Annotated in this window: 12 protein-coding genes; 6 read left to right on the top strand and 6 right to left on the bottom strand. The window is 70.6% G+C overall.

The window, feature by feature from the left end; genetic code table 11:
• Positions 1-139: 139 nt before the first annotated feature.
• Positions 140-901 carry a tRNA pseudouridine(38-40) synthase TruA gene (gene truA, locus ACQKQD_RS24440; protein ID WP_427509803.1) on the top strand — a complete coding sequence of 254 codons (762 nt, stop codon included), beginning with the start codon at positions 140-142 and terminating at the stop codon, positions 899-901.
• Here the strand turns inward: truA and dapE are convergent.
• The 3 genes from dapE to ACQKQD_RS24425 form a co-directional block, all read right to left on the bottom strand.
• Entirely contained in the window at positions 883-2,061 is a 1,179-nt protein-coding gene (dapE, locus tag ACQKQD_RS24435; RefSeq protein ID WP_427509802.1) for a succinyl-diaminopimelate desuccinylase, read from the bottom strand. The two genes, truA and dapE, sit on opposite strands and share 19 nt — an antisense overlap.
• 80 nt (positions 2,062-2,141) lie before the next feature.
• Positions 2,142-4,487 carry an amylo-alpha-1,6-glucosidase gene (locus ACQKQD_RS24430; protein WP_020092796.1) on the bottom strand — a complete coding sequence of 782 codons (2,346 nt, stop codon included), beginning with the start codon at positions 4,485-4,487 and terminating at the stop codon, positions 2,142-2,144.
• A 149-nt stretch (positions 4,488-4,636) separates the two neighbouring features.
• Positions 4,637-5,767, bottom strand: a complete 1,131-nt coding sequence (locus tag ACQKQD_RS24425) for a glycosyltransferase family 4 protein (protein ID WP_056528008.1) — start codon at positions 5,765-5,767, stop codon at positions 4,637-4,639.
• Positions 5,768-6,233: 466 nt separating this feature from the next.
• On the opposite strand from ACQKQD_RS24425, the gene rpmI reads away from it, so the two are divergent.
• The 5 genes from rpmI to ACQKQD_RS24400 all read left to right on the top strand — a co-directional run bounded on the left by rpmI (position 6,234) and on the right by ACQKQD_RS24400 (position 11,484).
• The gene (gene rpmI, locus ACQKQD_RS24420) at positions 6,234-6,437 is read left to right on the top strand and encodes a 50S ribosomal protein L35 (RefSeq protein ID WP_007561407.1); all 204 of its coding nucleotides are present in this window, start codon (positions 6,234-6,236) and stop codon (positions 6,435-6,437) included.
• Positions 6,438-6,488: 51 nt separating this feature from the next.
• Complete coding sequence (rplT, locus tag ACQKQD_RS24415; RefSeq protein ID WP_012320099.1) at positions 6,489-6,866, top strand: 50S ribosomal protein L20; 378 nt, start codon at positions 6,489-6,491, stop codon at positions 6,864-6,866.
• Positions 6,867-7,022: 156 nt separating this feature from the next.
• Positions 7,023-8,105, top strand: a complete 1,083-nt coding sequence (pheS, locus tag ACQKQD_RS24410; RefSeq protein WP_020092798.1) for a phenylalanine--tRNA ligase subunit alpha — start codon at positions 7,023-7,025, stop codon at positions 8,103-8,105.
• A gap of 67 nt (positions 8,106-8,172) precedes the next feature.
• Positions 8,173-10,593, top strand: coding sequence for a phenylalanine--tRNA ligase subunit beta (gene pheT / locus ACQKQD_RS24405; protein ID WP_427509801.1), 2,421 nt, complete (start codon positions 8,173-8,175; stop codon positions 10,591-10,593).
• Between the two features lie 9 nt (positions 10,594-10,602).
• Complete coding sequence (locus ACQKQD_RS24400; RefSeq protein ID WP_020092800.1) at positions 10,603-11,484, top strand: DUF1186 domain-containing protein; 882 nt, start codon at positions 10,603-10,605, stop codon at positions 11,482-11,484.
• Here the strand turns inward: ACQKQD_RS24400 and ACQKQD_RS24395 are convergent.
• The 3 genes from ACQKQD_RS24395 to ACQKQD_RS24385 all read right to left on the bottom strand — a co-directional run bounded on the left by ACQKQD_RS24395 (position 11,473) and on the right by ACQKQD_RS24385 (position 14,371).
• The gene (locus tag ACQKQD_RS24395) at positions 11,473-12,258 is read right to left on the bottom strand and encodes a HesA/MoeB/ThiF family protein (protein ID WP_056528002.1); all 786 of its coding nucleotides are present in this window, start codon (positions 12,256-12,258) and stop codon (positions 11,473-11,475) included. The genes ACQKQD_RS24400 and ACQKQD_RS24395 overlap by 12 nt on opposite strands.
• 104 nt (positions 12,259-12,362) lie before the next feature.
• Positions 12,363-12,884, bottom strand: coding sequence for a translation initiation factor IF-3 (gene infC, locus ACQKQD_RS24390; protein WP_020092802.1), 522 nt, complete (start codon positions 12,882-12,884; stop codon positions 12,363-12,365).
• Between the two features lie 200 nt (positions 12,885-13,084).
• Positions 13,085-14,371, bottom strand: a complete 1,287-nt coding sequence (locus ACQKQD_RS24385; protein ID WP_427509800.1) for a glycosyltransferase family 4 protein — start codon at positions 14,369-14,371, stop codon at positions 13,085-13,087.
• Positions 14,372-14,411: the final 40 nt, after the last annotated feature.

Genomic DNA, 14,411 nt, shown 5'->3' with positions numbered 1-14,411 from the left:
CCTGGCGAGGCTTGGCGCGACGCCGGATCGCTTCGGCACGCTCGCAGAGACGATCGCGCGCGCATCTTTCCGAAGCTCTGTGCCGTATCGCGAGATCGAACATCGGAGCGCTATCGAGAGACCTTGAGGGGGCCGGCTGATGCCCCGCTACAAGCTCGTCATCGAGTACGACGGCGGTCCGTTCTGCGGCTGGCAGCGGCAGGCGGACGATCCCACGGTCCAGGGCGCGATCGAGGCGGCGGTCACGCGCTTCTCCGGCGAGGAGGCCCGGCTCACCTGCGCGGGCCGGACCGATGCCGGCGTGCACGCGATCCATCAGGTCGCCCATCTCGACCTCGCCAAGGACTGGCGGACTGACACGGTGCGGGATGCCCTGAACGCCCATCTGCGGCCGCAGCCGGTGGCGATCCTGTCCGCCGAGACCGTGCCGGAGAGCTTCGACGCCCGCCACTCGGCGATCCGCCGGCACTACCGCTACCGCATCCTCAATCGGCGCAGCCCCGCGGCGCTGACGCGTGCCAATGTCTGGCACGTGCCGTGGACCCTCGACGTGGACCTCATGCACGAAGCCGCCCAGCGCCTCGTCGGCCGCCACGACTTCTCGGCCTTCCGGGCCGCCGAGTGCCAGGCGAACAGCCCGATCCGAACGCTGGAGCAGCTCGACGTCGCCCGCGCGCCGATGGCGCTCCACGACGAGATCGTGGTGGCGACGTCGGCGCGCTCGTTCCTGCACCATCAGGTGCGGGCGATGGTCGGCACGCTGATGCTTGCCGGCTGCCGCCGCCTCTCGGCGGACGAGGTCGCCGCTATCCTGGCCTCGGGCGACAAGCGCCGGTGCGGGCCGCTGGCCCCGGCCGCCGGGCTGACCTTCGTGGGCGTCGACTACGAACCGGGGAAGTAGGCGTCGAGCACGCGCCCGTAGATCGCCGTCAGCCGCTCCAGGTCGGCGACCGCCACGCACTCGTCGGTCTGGTGCATGGTCTCGCCCACGAGGCCGAACTCGATCACCGGGCAGGCATCCTTGATGAAGCGGGCATCCGACGTGCCGCCCGTCGTGGAGAGCGTCGGGGTCAGGCCGGTCTCGGCCCGGATCGCCTCCGCGACCAGCCTCACGAAGGCGTCCGGCCGCGTCAGGAACGCCGGCGCGTTCGAGGGCTGCAGATCCAGGCTGAAGCGCACCGCGTTCCCGGCCGCCTGTTCCAGGCGCCGACGGATCTCTTCGCCCAGGCTCTCGGCCGTCCAGTCGTCGTTGAAGCGGATATTGAAGGTCGCCCGGGCGGTCGCCGGGATCACGTTGGTGGCCGGGTTGCCGACGTCGATCGTGGTGAATTCGAGGTTCGAGGCGTCGAAATGCGCCGTCCCGCGATCCAGCGGCTCGGCGACCAGCGCCGAGGCGAGGCGCAGCAGGCCCGGGATCGGGTTCTCGGCCTTGTGTGGGTAGGCGACGTGGCCCTGCCGGCCGAGAACGGTGAGCTTGCCGGTCAGCGACCCGCGCCGACCGATCTTGATCATCTCGCCGAGCCGGCCCGGATTGGTCGGCTCCCCGAGGACACAGTGGTCGAACCGCTCGCCCCGGCGCCGCGCCCAGTCGAGGAGCTTCACGGTGCCGTTGACCGCCGGTCCCTCCTCGTCGCCGGTGATCAGGAACGCGATGGAGCCGCCGAAATCGGCGCCGCGCCGGTCGAGGAAGGCGAGGGTCGCCGCGAGCATGCAGGCGACGCCGCCCTTCATGTCGGCCGCTCCCCGCCCGTACAGCATCCCGTCGGCCACGGCGCCCGCGAAGGGATCGTGGCGCCACGCGCCCTCGCCCTCCGGCACGACGTCGGTGTGGCCGGCGAAGACGAGGCACGGACCGTCCCGCCCGACGCGGGCGTAGAGGTTCGGCGTGTCGGGGTAGCCGGGCTCCGAGAAGACCGGCCGGTCGACCGCGAAGCCGGCCGGCCGGAGCGCGTCGGCGACGACGTCGAGGGCGCCCCGATCCTCCGGCGTCACGGACGGGCACCGGATCAGGTCCTGCGCGAGGCGAAGGGCCGCGTCGGGGGCGTGATGAACTGCCGGCATGAACCCGTCCTCGGCGGCGCGACGTGCCGCGCGGCCCGCTTAACCCGAAGCGGGCCGCCCCGGAACTCCCGTCCCGGGCCCTACTTGGTCACCACGACCTGCACGTCGCCGTGGCGGCGTTGCACCGACACGGTGACGTCGTCGTCATAGCGCTGGAACCGGATGTCCAGGCGCGAGCCGCCGAGCTTGACGTTGTAGAGCGTCACCCCGTCGAGGAAGCCCGGCAGGATCGGGTTCTTGAGCCGGACACGGTTGCGCTCGTGGTCCAGTTCGAGGCCGAGGCAGGCCGCCAGGAACGCGAACGGCGCCGCCGCCGCCCAGGCCTGCGGGCTGCAGGCGACCGGGTACGAGACGGGGCCGCGCTGCTTGCGGCGCATGAAGCCGCAGAACAGCTCCGGCAGCCGCTTCTGGTCCTGGTAGAGCGAGGTGTCGAACATCCCCTGGAAGATGCGCGCGGCCTCGTGCTTGCGGTCGTAGCGCGCCAGACCCATCGCGATCAGCGCGTTGTCGTGCGGCCAGATCGAGCCGTTGTGGTAGGACATCGGGTTGTAGCGCGCCTCGCCCTTGGCGATCGTGCGCACGCCCCAGCCGTTGAAGCCGTCCTTGCACAGCAGCGTCTCGGCGACCCGCGCCGCCCGCTCCGGCTTGGCGATGCCGGTGAACAGGGCGTGGCCGGCATTGGAGGAGCGCACCGCGCACTGCTTCTTGGCGCCGTCGAGCGCCAGCGCGTAGGTGCCGATCTCCTCGTTCCAGAACGCCGCGTCGAACCGCTCGCGCAGGCTCGCCGCCTCCTGGGTGAGGCGCTCCGCCATCGGGTCGTGGCCGAGGAGCGCCGCGAGCTTCGCCATGCCGTTCTTGGCGGCGTAGACGTAGCCCTGCACCTCGCAGAGGGCGATCGGGCCCTTTGCCAGGTGACCGTCGGTGTGGAAGATCGAGTCGTGGCTGTCCTTCCAGCCCTGGTTCTCCAGACCCTTGTCGGTGTCGCGGGCGTACTCGACGAAGCCGTCGCCGTCGCGGTCGCCGTAGCGGTCCATCCATTCGAGCGCGAGTTCGAGGGCCGGCCAGATCGCCCGCACGGTCTCGAGGTCGCCCGTGACCGCGTAGTACTCCCAGGCCAGCATCACGAAGAGCGGCGTGCCGTCGATGGTGCCGTAATAGTGCCGGAACGGCACCTCGCCGAGCATCGCCATCTCGCCGCGCCGGGTCTCGTGGAGGACCTTGCCGGGCTGCGCGTCGGCGGCCGGATCGACCGCCTTGGCCTGGGTCGAGGCGAGGTAGCGCAGCACGCCCCGGGCGAATTTCGGGTCGATCCAGAGCGCCATCATCGCGGTGATGATGCCGTCGCGCCCGAACACCGTGGAGTACCAGGGGATGCCGGCGAAGGGGTAGATGCCCTCCGGGGTTCGGCTCGCGAGCATGTAGAGGTCGGCGGTCGCCCGGCACAGCCCCTCGTTGAACTGGTCGTTCGACGAGATGATCGTGGTGATGCCAGCCGTCAGCGCCCGCAGGTCGCGCCGCGAATCGCGGTAGGCGCGTGCGAAGATCGTCCCCTCGCCGAGATCCTTCGGCTCGCGCCGGGCACCGCCGGCATTGGCGGCGAGCGTCAGCTTGGCGGCCGCGTCCTCGCCGACCATCGTGTCGGTCGGGGGCTTGGTGAAGGCCCGGTGCGCCTCGAAGGTGACGCGGATGAACAGGGAGGTCCGGCCCTCCGGCGGGAGCGACACGTCGAACACCACCTTGCCGGGCTCGATCGAATCGGGCTTCGGGCCGAAATGCAGGGAGGTCGTCCGGACGATCTCGTCCAGGCCGACGTAGCGGAACTGCACCTCGCGGTCGCTCGCCACGAGCACGCCGCGCTTGCCGCGCTCCTGTCGATCTGTCCCGCGGACCTCGAAGAGGTCGCGGAAATCCGCGTCGAAGGTGACGGCGATGCGCAGGCGCCGGTGCTTCGAGTCGTAGGAGCGGAGGCCGATCCGGTCGTAGCAGGCGCCGCGGAACAGGAACTTGGTGCGCTCGATCGCGATCGTCTCGCGGGGGATCGAGGTCTCGTCGTGGGCGTCGATGCGGATGTCGGGCGTCGTCATGTCGACGCTGAGCGCGCCGTTATCGTCCTGCATCACCGAGGAGAGCATCAGCGGGCGCTGGCCCTCGACCGTCACCTCCAGGCGCGAGAGGTAGCGCGTGTCCTGGAAATAGAGGCCTTCCGGGCCGGGCTGGACGCCGATGTCGCCGTAGGAATCGAGGACGCCGAAGGCCTCGCCGAACTTCAGCGAGCGCAGTGGCCGCTCGACCAGGGAGGTCTGCGCCTCGATGTGATAGGTCGGGAGGACATCGTCCGCGTCCTGGAATCCGTGCGCCACGCTTCCGGCGCTCGCCGCGGTCCGGGCCTTCGCATCGTGGGCCGCTGCCGTGTTGTCCGCCGCCATGCAGGGCATCTCCGGGTGCAAATGAGGGGTGCGAATCGAGAGGGCTGCTGCATCCCTTCGATGCAGCAGCCCTTGTTCACCCTACGGATGAGTCGCCTTTAAGACGCTAGGCCGAGCCGGCCCCGCCTCGCAAGCCCGGGGGCCGGCTTTCAGGCCGGCATGGCGGCGACCGGGATCGCCGGACGCGCGGAGCCGTTAACCTCGCCGTACTGCGGCATGAAGCCGGACTTCGGCAGCTTGATCACGTCGGCGCCGCGGGCGAGCAGGTCCTCGTAGGCGGCGACGTACTTCTTCACCATGCACTCGGCGGTGAAGGCGCTCTCGAAGTGGCGGCGCACGCCGGCGCGGCTCATGGTCTTCACCTTGGCGACCGCGGCCACGGCGTCGTCCATGTTCTCGCAGAGAACGCCGCCCACGCCGTCCTTGATGACCTCCGGCACGGAGCCGTTCCGGAACGCGATCACCGGGGTGCCGGCCGACATCGCCTCGATCATCACGAGGCCGAAGGGCTCCGGCCAGTCGATCGGGAAGGCGAGCGCCAGGGCGTTGCCGAGGAACTCCTTCTTCTGCTCCTCATTGATCTCGCCGATGTACTCGATCAGCGGGTGATGGATCATCGGCTCGATGACCTCGTCCCAGTAATCCTGGTCGGCCTTGTCGACCTTGGCGGCGATCTTGAGGGGCGTGCCGGAACGGATCGCCATCTCGATCGCGCGGTCGGGCCGCTTCTCGGGCGAGATCCGGCCGAGGAAGGCCAGGTAGCCGCCCTTGGCGTCCGGGTAGTACGGGCAGTTCTCGGCCGGCAGGCCGTGATGGATCGTCGCCAGCCAGTTGGAGGTCGGCGGCATGGGCAGGCGCTGGTTGTCGGAGATCGAGACCAGCGGCATGCCCGTGAAGGTGCGGTAGACCGGCATGAAGTCCGGCACGTCCAGGCGACCGTGCATCGTGGTGATGCACTTGTGGTTCAGATCCTCGAACATCGGGTACTGAAGCAGGTCGATGTGGAAGTGCAGGATGTCGAACTCGTGCGCGCGGCGGTGCACCTGATGCAGCATCGCCAGGTGGCTGGCCGTGTGATCCCGGTAGCCGAGCAGGCGCAGACCCTCGGGCGTGCAGGCCGCGAGCTTGGCAGTCGTCTCGGAGTCACCGCTCGCGAACAGCGTGACTTCGTGGCCCTGGCGAACCAGTTCCTCTGTAATCCAGCTGACGACGCGCTCGGTGCCGCCGTAGAACTTCGGAGGGACGGCCTCCGACAACGGAGCGATCTGGGCAATGCGCACGAAGTGTCTCCTGGTTGGCCAATTTGACGGGGGGTCTAACCCTGCCGGCCTGAGCGGGACATGAATGAAACCGACGGCTAAGGTTATGGTTCCTGGCGCACCCGCTGTCCCTCGCCGTTTTGTGCGGCGCGCAAGCCGTCCCCGAATTCCTCCGAATCAGCACGGGCGAAACGGCCGCTGCCCCGCCGTTGCCGGCTCGCCGGCGCGGGCGTCGTGCAGAGAAGCCCGGTCCCAGGGCTCGATACGCCGGAGCCCGGCGACGCGTTCCACCGGATCTCGATCTCGTGCTCCGATCCGCGGGCGTTGCCGCCGCGTCAGCTTTCTGTCATAAGCCGCCCCGCGTCGAACCGCCCGGCCGATAGGGCTGCCGTGGCGGCTCGTGCTGCTCCACCAGAAGCATCAGCGCGCGAACCTCATCCGATCCTCCCGGATCGGTCCGGGATCATTTCGCGCAACGGAGAGCCAAATGCCCAAGTTGAAGACGAAATCGGGCGCGAAGAAGCGCTTCAAGATCACCGGCACCGGCAAGGTGATGTACGCCCAGGCCGGCAAGCGCCACGGGATGATCAAGCGGACGACCAAGCAGATCCGCAACCTGCGCGGCACCACGACCCTGTTCGAGGGCGATGCCGCCAACGTGAAGAAGTACTTCCTGCCGAACGCGCGGTAAGTCCTTCAGCACCCGTTGCCACTGTCTTTCGTCGAATCCAGGAGATAACCGATGGCCCGCGTCAAGCGCGGCGTGACCAGTCACGCGAAGCACAAGAAGGTTCTGAAGGCCGCCAAGGGCTATTACGGCCGGCGCAAGAATACGATCCGCATCGCCAAGCAGGCGGTCGAGAAGGGCATGCAGTATGCCTACCGCGACCGCAAGAACAAGAAGCGCACGTTCCGCGCCCTCTGGATCCAGCGCCTCAACGCGGCGGTCCGCGAGCACGGCCTGACCTACTCGCGCTTCATCGACGGCCTGGCGAAGTCCGGCATCGTCGTCGACCGCAAGGCCCTGTCGGAGCTGGCGATCCACGAGCCGGCGAGCTTCGCCGCCGTCGTCGAGAAGGCGAAGGCCGCGCTGCCGCAGAACACCGCCAAGGCCGCCTGATCCAGGCCTGAGGCGAGACGGACGGAAGGCGCGGTTCCCCAGGGAGCCGCGCCTTCGTCGTTTACGAGGTCCCGCGCCCCGCGCTTGCGCCGGCGCCCGCAACGCGCGAGAGCACGGCCCGACGGCCGACTCCGCCAACCCTGCTCGAAGACTGCGATGACCGATCTCGACACCCTGGAACGCGACCTCCTGGCCCAGGTGAGCGCGGCCTCCGACGAGGCCACCCTCGACGCGGTCCGCGTCGCCGCGCTCGGCAAGAAGGGCAGCGTCTCGGATCTGCTGAAGACGCTCGGGTCGATGACGCCGGACGAGCGCAAGGAGCGCGGGCCCCTGATCAACGGGCTGCGCGACCGGGTCCAGGGCGCCGTCACCGCCCGCAAGACCGAGCTGGCCGAGGCCGCCCTGGAGGCCCGCCTCGCCTCCGAGCGGGTCGACGTGACCCTGCCGGTCCGCGAGGCCCCCGAGGTGCGCGGCCGGATCCACCCGATCTCCCAGGTGATTGACGAGATCACCGCGATCTTCGCCGACATGGGCTTCGCGGTCGCCGAGGGTCCGGACATCGAGACGGACGAGCTGAACTTCACGGCGCTCAACTTCCCGCCCGGCCACCCGGCCCGCGAGATGCACGACACCTTCTTCCTGGCGCCCGACCGCGACGGGCAGCGCAAGGTGCTGCGCACCCACACCTCGCCCGTACAGGTCCGGACCATGCGGGCGCAGACGCCACCGATCCGCGTGATCATCCCGGGGCGGACCTACCGGCACGATTCCGACCAGACCCACACGCCGATGTTTCACCAAGTCGAGGGGCTGGTGATCGACAAGGCGGCCAACATCGCCAACCTGAAATGGGTGCTGGAGGAGTTCTGCAAGGCGTTCTTCGAGGTCGACGGCGTGAAGATGCGCTTCCGCCCGTCCTTCTTCCCCTTCACCGAGCCCTCCGCCGAGGTCGACATCCAGTGCTCGCGCAAGGGCGGCGAGATCCGCTTCGGCGAGGGGGACGACTGGCTGGAGATCCTGGGCTGCGGGATGGTCCACCCGAACGTGCTGCGCAATTGCGGGCTCGACCCGGACGCGGTGCAGGGCTTCGCCTTCGGTGTCGGCATCGACCGCATCGCCATGCTGAAATACGGCATGCCGGACCTGCGCCCGTTCTTCGAGGCCGACGTCCGCTGGCTCGACCATTACGGCTTCCGCCCGCTCGACGTGCCGAGCCTCGTGGGCGGCCTCACGAGCTGAGCCGCCCCGGCCCCGCGATCCTGTTCCTCCGACGGTCGAGCCGATACCGGGCTCTCGAAGGTCCATCATGAAATTCACCCTCTCCTGGCTCAAGGACCACCTCGACACCGAGGCCTCCCTCGACACCGTCGCCGAGACGCTCACGCGGATCGGCCTTGAGGTGGAGGGCGTCGAGGACAAGGCCGCCGCGCTCAGGCCCTACGTGATCGCCCGGATCCTGACGGCCGAGCAGCACCCGAACGCCGACCGGCTCCGGGTCTGCACGGTCGACACCGGCACGGGCACCCCCGTGCAGGTGGTGTGCGGCGCCCCGAACGCCCGGGCCGACCTCGTCTCGGTCTTCGCGCCGCCCGGCACCTACGTCCCGGGCAAGAACATCACCCTGTCGGTGGGCACGATCCGCGGCGTCGAGAGCCACGGCATGCTGTGCTCGGGCGCCGAGCTCGGCCTCGGCGACGACCACGACGGCATCCTGGAACTCCCGACCGACGCGCCGGTCGGCCAGGCCTACGCGCTCTACGCCGGGCTCGACGATCCGGTCATCGAGATCAACCTGACGCCGAACCGTCCGGACTGCACCTCCGTCCACGGCATCGCCCGCGACCTCGCGGCGGCCGGCCTCGGCACGCTCAAGGGCGAGACGCTGCCGGGCCTGCGCGGCGAGGGTCCCTGCCCGGTCGCGGTCGAGCTCGCCCTCGATCCGGCCGACCGGCACCTCGCCCCGATGTTCGCCCTGCGGCTCGTGCGCGGCGTCCGGAACGGCCTGTCGCCGGCCTGGATGCAGGCCCGGCTGCGCGCCATCGGCCTGCGGCCGATCAACAGTCTCGTCGACATCACCAACTACGTCACCTTCGACCGCGGGCGGCCACTGCACGTCTTCGACGCTGCCAAGGTCGCCGGCACGCTGACCGTGCGGCGGGCGCGGGCGGGCGAGAGCCTGCGCGCCCTCGACGGCCGGACCCACACGCTGACCGACGACACCGTGGTGATCGCCGACGCGAACGGCGTCGAATCCATCGCTGGCATCATGGGCGGCGAGGCGTCGGGCTGCGACGCCGGCACCACGGACGTGCTGATCGAGTCGGCCCTGTGGGACCCGACCAACATCGCCCAGTCGGGCCGACGGCTCGGCATCATCACCGACGCGCGCTACCGCTTCGAGCGGGGCGTCGACCCGGCCTTCACGGTTCCCGGCCTCGACCTCGCGACGCGGCTGGTGGTCGATCTCTGCGGCGGAACGCCGACCGAGGCGCATGTCGCCGGCGCGCCGCCCGAATCCCGGCGCAGCATCGACTTCCCCTGGACCGAAATCCGCCGCCTCGCCGGACTGGACGTGCCGCGCACCGAGATGCAGCAGATCCTCGAGACGCTGGGCTTCCACGTCTCCGGCACCGGGGACCGGGTGACGGTGCTGCCCCCGTCCTGGCGGCCCGACGTCGAGGGCAAGGCCGACCTCGTCGAGGAGGTCGTCCGCATCGCCGGGCTCGACCGGATCGTGGCCGAGCCCCTGCCGCCGCTCGCCGGGATCGGCCGCCCGCTGCTCACCGTGATGCAGAAGCGGACCCGCCTCGCCAAGCGCGCCCTGGCGAGCCGCGGCCTCATGGAGGCGGTCACGTGGTCGTTCGTGCCGCACGACGACGCCGTCCTGTTCGGCGGCGGCGGAGCCGACCTGGTGCTGGCCAACCCGATCGCCTCGGAGCTGTCCGACATGCGGCCGAGCCTGGTGCCGGGCCTCCTGCGCGCGGCGCAACGCAATGCCGACCGCGGCTACCCGGACGCCGCCCTGTTCGAGGTCGGCCAGTGCTTCGCCTCGGACGTACCGGAAGGCCAGACCGTCCGCGCGGCGGCGGTCCGACGGGGCGGCGCGACCCTGGCCGGCGCCGGGCGGCACTGGGACGGCACGGCGGCGACCGTCGACGCGTTCGACGCCAAGGCGGACGCCATCGCGTTGCTCGGCAGCCTGGGCGTGCCGACCGGCGGCCTCCAGATCACGCCCGGCGGCCCGTCCTGGCTGCATCCCGGCCGCTCCGGCACGCTGCGCTTCGGTCCGAAGACGGAGATCGGCTGGTTCGGGGAGGTGCATCCGCGAACGCTGCAGGCCCTCGACCTGAAGGGAACGCTCGTGGCCTTCGAGATCGTCCTCGACGCCCTGCCCCTGCCCAAGCTCAAGCCGACCAAGGCCAAGGCCGCCCTGGCACTGTCGGAATTCCAGCCGCTGTCGCGGGACTTCGCCTTCGTGGTCGGCCGCGACGTGCCGGCGGGTGACATCGTCAAGGCCGCCCAGAACGCCGAGCGCAAGCTGGTGACGGGTGTCGACGTGTTCGACCTCTACGAGGGGCCGGGCGTGCCGGACGGCGCGAAGTCGGTGGCGATCGCGGTGCGTCTCCAGCCCGTCGAGCGGACCCTGACCGACGCGGAGATCGAGGCGGTGAGCGCCAGGATCGTCGCCGAGGTCACCCGCAAGACGGGCGCGACGCTCCGGGCCTGAGGCGCCGCCATGGACCGGATCGCCCTGCTCATCGACGACCTCGCGGCGGCCGAGTACCGGCCGAAGGCGGCGTTGCGGGAGGCCCTGAACCACCCCGCCGCCGTCGCGGAGGCGACGCTGCCGCTGCTGGAGGCGGCCGCCGACGGGCGCGAGCTGGCAGCGGAGGAGACGAACCTCCTGTTCTGGGGCCTGCACGTCATGGCCCATGCCCGGGACACGCGCGCCCTCGCGCCGCTCCTCAGGCTGCTCCGGCACGACGAGGAGACCCTCGACGCGGTGCTGGGGGACGCCGTCACGGCGACGCTGGCCAAGGTCGTGGCGAGCCTGTTCGACGGCGATCCGCAGCCGCTGTTCCGCCTGATCCTGGACAGCACGGTCGACGATCACGCGCGCATGGCGCTGATGTGCGCCTGCACCTTCCTGACCCTGGAGGGACGGATCGACCGGGCCGCGATGCACGACCTGCTGGTCCGTTTCGACGACGCGCAGGCCGCCGTGGAGGACGGGCCGGCCTGGGTCGGCTGGGAGGAGACGATCGCGCATCTCGGCTTCCGGGACCTCGCGCCCCGCGCGGCCGCGGCCCGCGCCGACGGACGGCTCACCGACGAGATCAGCGACGCCGACTGGTTCAAGGAGGCCCTGCGCAAGGCCGAGACCAAGCCGGACGACCGGGACCGGCTCGGGCCCTACCAGTACGGCTACCTCGACGATCCGGTCGAGGCTCTCGACTGGGCCGAGGAGGGCGCGGGCGAGCCGCAGCGCAACCCGTTCAAGGATGTCGGCCGCAACGATCCCTGCCCCTGCGGCTCGGGCAAGAAGTTCAAGAAGTGCTGCCTCGGCAAGGCGGAGGCGGAGGGGCCTTGGATGCCGCCGGAACCCCTAGGCCGCTGAGGCGCCGCTGCCGCTGAGCGGGTTCTCGGGATCCCAGCCGTAGCTCAGGGTCTCGAACCGCATAGCGCGGGCGTCGACCATGAGGAGGCGCCCGACGAGGGGCTCGCCGAAGCCCGCCACGGCCCGGATCACCTCCATGGCCATCAGCGAGCCCATGACGCCGGCGAGCGCGCCGAGCACGCCGGCCTCCGCGCAGGCGGGCACACTGCCGGGCGGCGGCGGGTTCGGGAAGAGGCAGCGATAGGTCGGGTTCGGCGTCCCGTCGGGCCCCGTCTCGTGGGCCCGGATCGTGGTCAGCGTACCGTCGAAGCGGCCCAGAGCCGCCGTGACCAGCGGCCGACGCGCCCGGAAGCAGGCGTCCGACACCGCGTAGCGCGTGGCGAAATTGTCGGACCCATCCGCCACGAGGTCGTAGCCGGCGATCAGGTCGACGGCGTTGTCCGCGTCGATCCGGAACGGGTGCGGGACCACCGACACGTGCGGGTTGAGGCGCGCCACCGCGTCGGCCGCGCTCTCGACCTTCGGCCGACCAAGGTCCGGCGTCCCGTGGATCACCTGCCGCTGCAGGTTCGACAGGGAGACCGTGTCGTCGTCGACGAGGCCGATCGTGCCGATCCCCGCGGCGGCGAGGTACTGGATCAGCGGCGCGCCGAGGCCGCCCGCCCCAACGACGAGGATCCGGGCGGCCTTGAGCCGGGCCTGACCGGGACCGCCGACCTCCGCGAGGACGAGGTGGCGGGCGTAGCGTTCGATCTCATCGGGAGCGAGGGCCATCGCCTGCCCATAATCCGCGGCGCCGCCGATCGGAAGCGCTGAAAAAGACAACGCCGCCCCGGTGAGGAGGCGGCGCGGGTCTCGCGTCTCGGGATCCGGGCCGCTCAGCGCGGCGCGAGGATCATGATCATCTGCCGGCCTTCGAGCATTGGCTCGCTCTCGACCTTGGCGATCTCGGCGGTCTCGCTCTTCACGCGCTCCAGGAGGCGCAGACCGATATCCTGGTGAGCCATCTCACGACCGCGGAAGCGCAGGGTCACCTTGACCTTGTCGCCCTCCTCGAAGAAGCGGTGCACCGACTTCATCTTGGTGTCGTAGTCGTGCTTGTCGATGCCGGGACGGAGCTTGATCTCCTTCACCTCGACGGTCTTCTGCCGCTTGCGGGCCTCGTTCTGCTTCTTCTGCTCGTTGAAGCGGAAGCGCCCGTAATCGAGCAGCTTGCAGACGGGCGGCACGGAGTTCGGCGCGATCTCCACGAGATCGAGACCGGCCTCCTCGGCCAGATTGAGGGCGTCGAAGAAGGGAACGACGCCGCGGTTCTGCCCGGTGTCGTCGATCAGCTGCACTTCCCGCACACCGCGAATGTCGCGGTTGGCGCGCGGCCCGTCCTTCTGCGGGGCCGGCATGGCTCTCATCGGTCTACGAATGGCTTAGGTCTCCTGCTGCAACGGCGAAACGGCGGATCTTCAGGAAGATCTCCTGACCGCCAGCCGCTCCGGTCTCATCCGGACATACAACGTTGGTGGAACCGCGGCCAGAGTCAACCGGCTACCATCGCGACGCCGGAAATAATCGGCCGCCGCGTCGCGATTCGAGTCCGATGCCCTCAGGTCGAACGGCCGAGCAGCTCGGCGTAGACCGCCAGCGTGTCGCCGACCATCCGCTCCAGGGAGAAGTGCGCCTCGACATGCGCGCGGCTGCGCCGACCGAGGGCGTCGCGGGCGCTCGCGCCGAGGGAGAGGGCCTCGGTCAGAGCGGCGGCGAGCGCGGCCGGGTCGCCGGGCGGCACGCGCCATCCGGTGCGCTGGCCGGCGGGGGTCTCGGGCGGTGCCAGCACCGTCTCCGGCACCGCGCCGAGATCCGAGACGACCACGGGTGCGCCGAGCGCCTGCGCCTCGACGGCCGAGCGGCCGAAGGCCTCGGGCTCCACGGACGGCACCGCCACCACCGATGCGGCGCGGAAGGCCGCCGGCATGTCGGTGCAGTGCCCGACCCTGCGGACGATGCCCTCGAGCCCGCGCGCGGCGATCAGCGCGTCGAGCTCGCGTTCGTAGGCGGCGCGGCCCTGCGGGTCCCCCGCGAGGACCACGGCCAGGTCCGGGACACCGCGATCGCGCATCCGCGCGGCGGCCTCGATCAGCACGCGGTGGCCCTTCCAGGCCGTGAGGCGGGCGGCCAGCAGGATCACCCGCTCGTGCGGCGCCACATTCCAGCTCCGGCGCAGCGCCTCGACCCGGGTGGCCCCGACCGCCACCGGGTTGAACACCGCGAGGTCGGTGCCGCGGTGGATGACCCGCACGCGGTCGCCGGCCTGCTCGGCGTGCAGCCGGTGGATCAGGTCCGCGGTGTAATGCGAGTTGGCGATCACCACGTCGCCGCGGGCCATGATCGAGTTGTAGAGGACCTTCACGCCGGTCCGGCCGGAATAGCTGCCGTGATAGGTGGTCACGAACGGGAGCCCAAGCCGGCGCGCCGCCCCGAGGGCGACCCAGGCGGGCGCGCGGGAGCGGGCGTGGATGATCTGCACCTTCTCGCGGCGGCAGAGCGCCATCAGCCGCAGGACGTTCACCGCCATCGACGCTGGGTTCTTCGACGCGGCCGGGAATCGGAGCCAGTGCCCGCCCTTGGCCTGCAACTCGCCGACGAGTCGTCCGCCCTCGGTCGCCACCAGGGCGCGGGCGCCCACGGCCGCGAGGCCGCCCGCGACGTCGACGGTGGTACGCTCGGCGCCGCCCGCATCGAGTTCGGGGATGATCTGCAGGATGCGGGCGCCGGCCAGCGCCCCGACCTCCGCCGGGAACCCCGACAGGGCGTGGGGGCCGTCGCCCGTTCGCGGGCCCTCGGCGAGGACGCGCAGGCCCCCGGCCGGTATCTGCCAAATGCTCGCTGCCATTGATCCAGCATCGCCGCCGGGCTTTACGGTCCGGTAAACG

It is taken from the genome of Methylobacterium sp. NPDC080182 (genome assembly GCF_050281105.1).
GTDB lineage: Bacteria > Pseudomonadota > Alphaproteobacteria > Rhizobiales > Beijerinckiaceae > Methylobacterium.
Note: the sequence above shows the minus strand (reverse complement) of the source record. Positions and strands in the feature narration are given on the sequence as shown.

Bases quoted from the DNA above. Each gene is read 5' to 3' on its own strand.
- truA (WP_427509803.1), top strand. From the start codon at position 140: ATGCCCCGCTACAAGCTCGTCATCGAGTACGACGGCGGTCCGTTCTGC.
- pheT (WP_427509801.1), top strand. From the start codon at position 8,173: ATGAAATTCACCCTCTCCTGGCTCAAGGACCACCTCGACACCGAGGCC.
- ACQKQD_RS24400 (WP_020092800.1), top strand. From the start codon at position 10,603: ATGGACCGGATCGCCCTGCTCATCGACGACCTCGCGGCGGCCGAGTAC.
- ACQKQD_RS24385 (WP_427509800.1), bottom strand. From the start codon at position 14,371: ATGGCAGCGAGCATTTGGCAGATACCGGCCGGGGGCCTGCGCGTCCTC.
- ACQKQD_RS24430 (WP_020092796.1), bottom strand. From the start codon at position 4,487: ATGGCGGCGGACAACACGGCAGCGGCCCACGATGCGAAGGCCCGGACC.
- infC (WP_020092802.1), bottom strand. From the start codon at position 12,884: ATGCCGGCCCCGCAGAAGGACGGGCCGCGCGCCAACCGCGACATTCGC.
- pheS (WP_020092798.1), top strand. From the start codon at position 7,023: ATGACCGATCTCGACACCCTGGAACGCGACCTCCTGGCCCAGGTGAGC.
- rplT (WP_012320099.1), top strand. From the start codon at position 6,489: ATGGCCCGCGTCAAGCGCGGCGTGACCAGTCACGCGAAGCACAAGAAG.
- rpmI (WP_007561407.1), top strand. From the start codon at position 6,234: ATGCCCAAGTTGAAGACGAAATCGGGCGCGAAGAAGCGCTTCAAGATC.
- dapE (WP_427509802.1), bottom strand. From the start codon at position 2,061: ATGCCGGCAGTTCATCACGCCCCCGACGCGGCCCTTCGCCTCGCGCAG.
- ACQKQD_RS24395 (WP_056528002.1), bottom strand. From the start codon at position 12,258: ATGGCCCTCGCTCCCGATGAGATCGAACGCTACGCCCGCCACCTCGTC.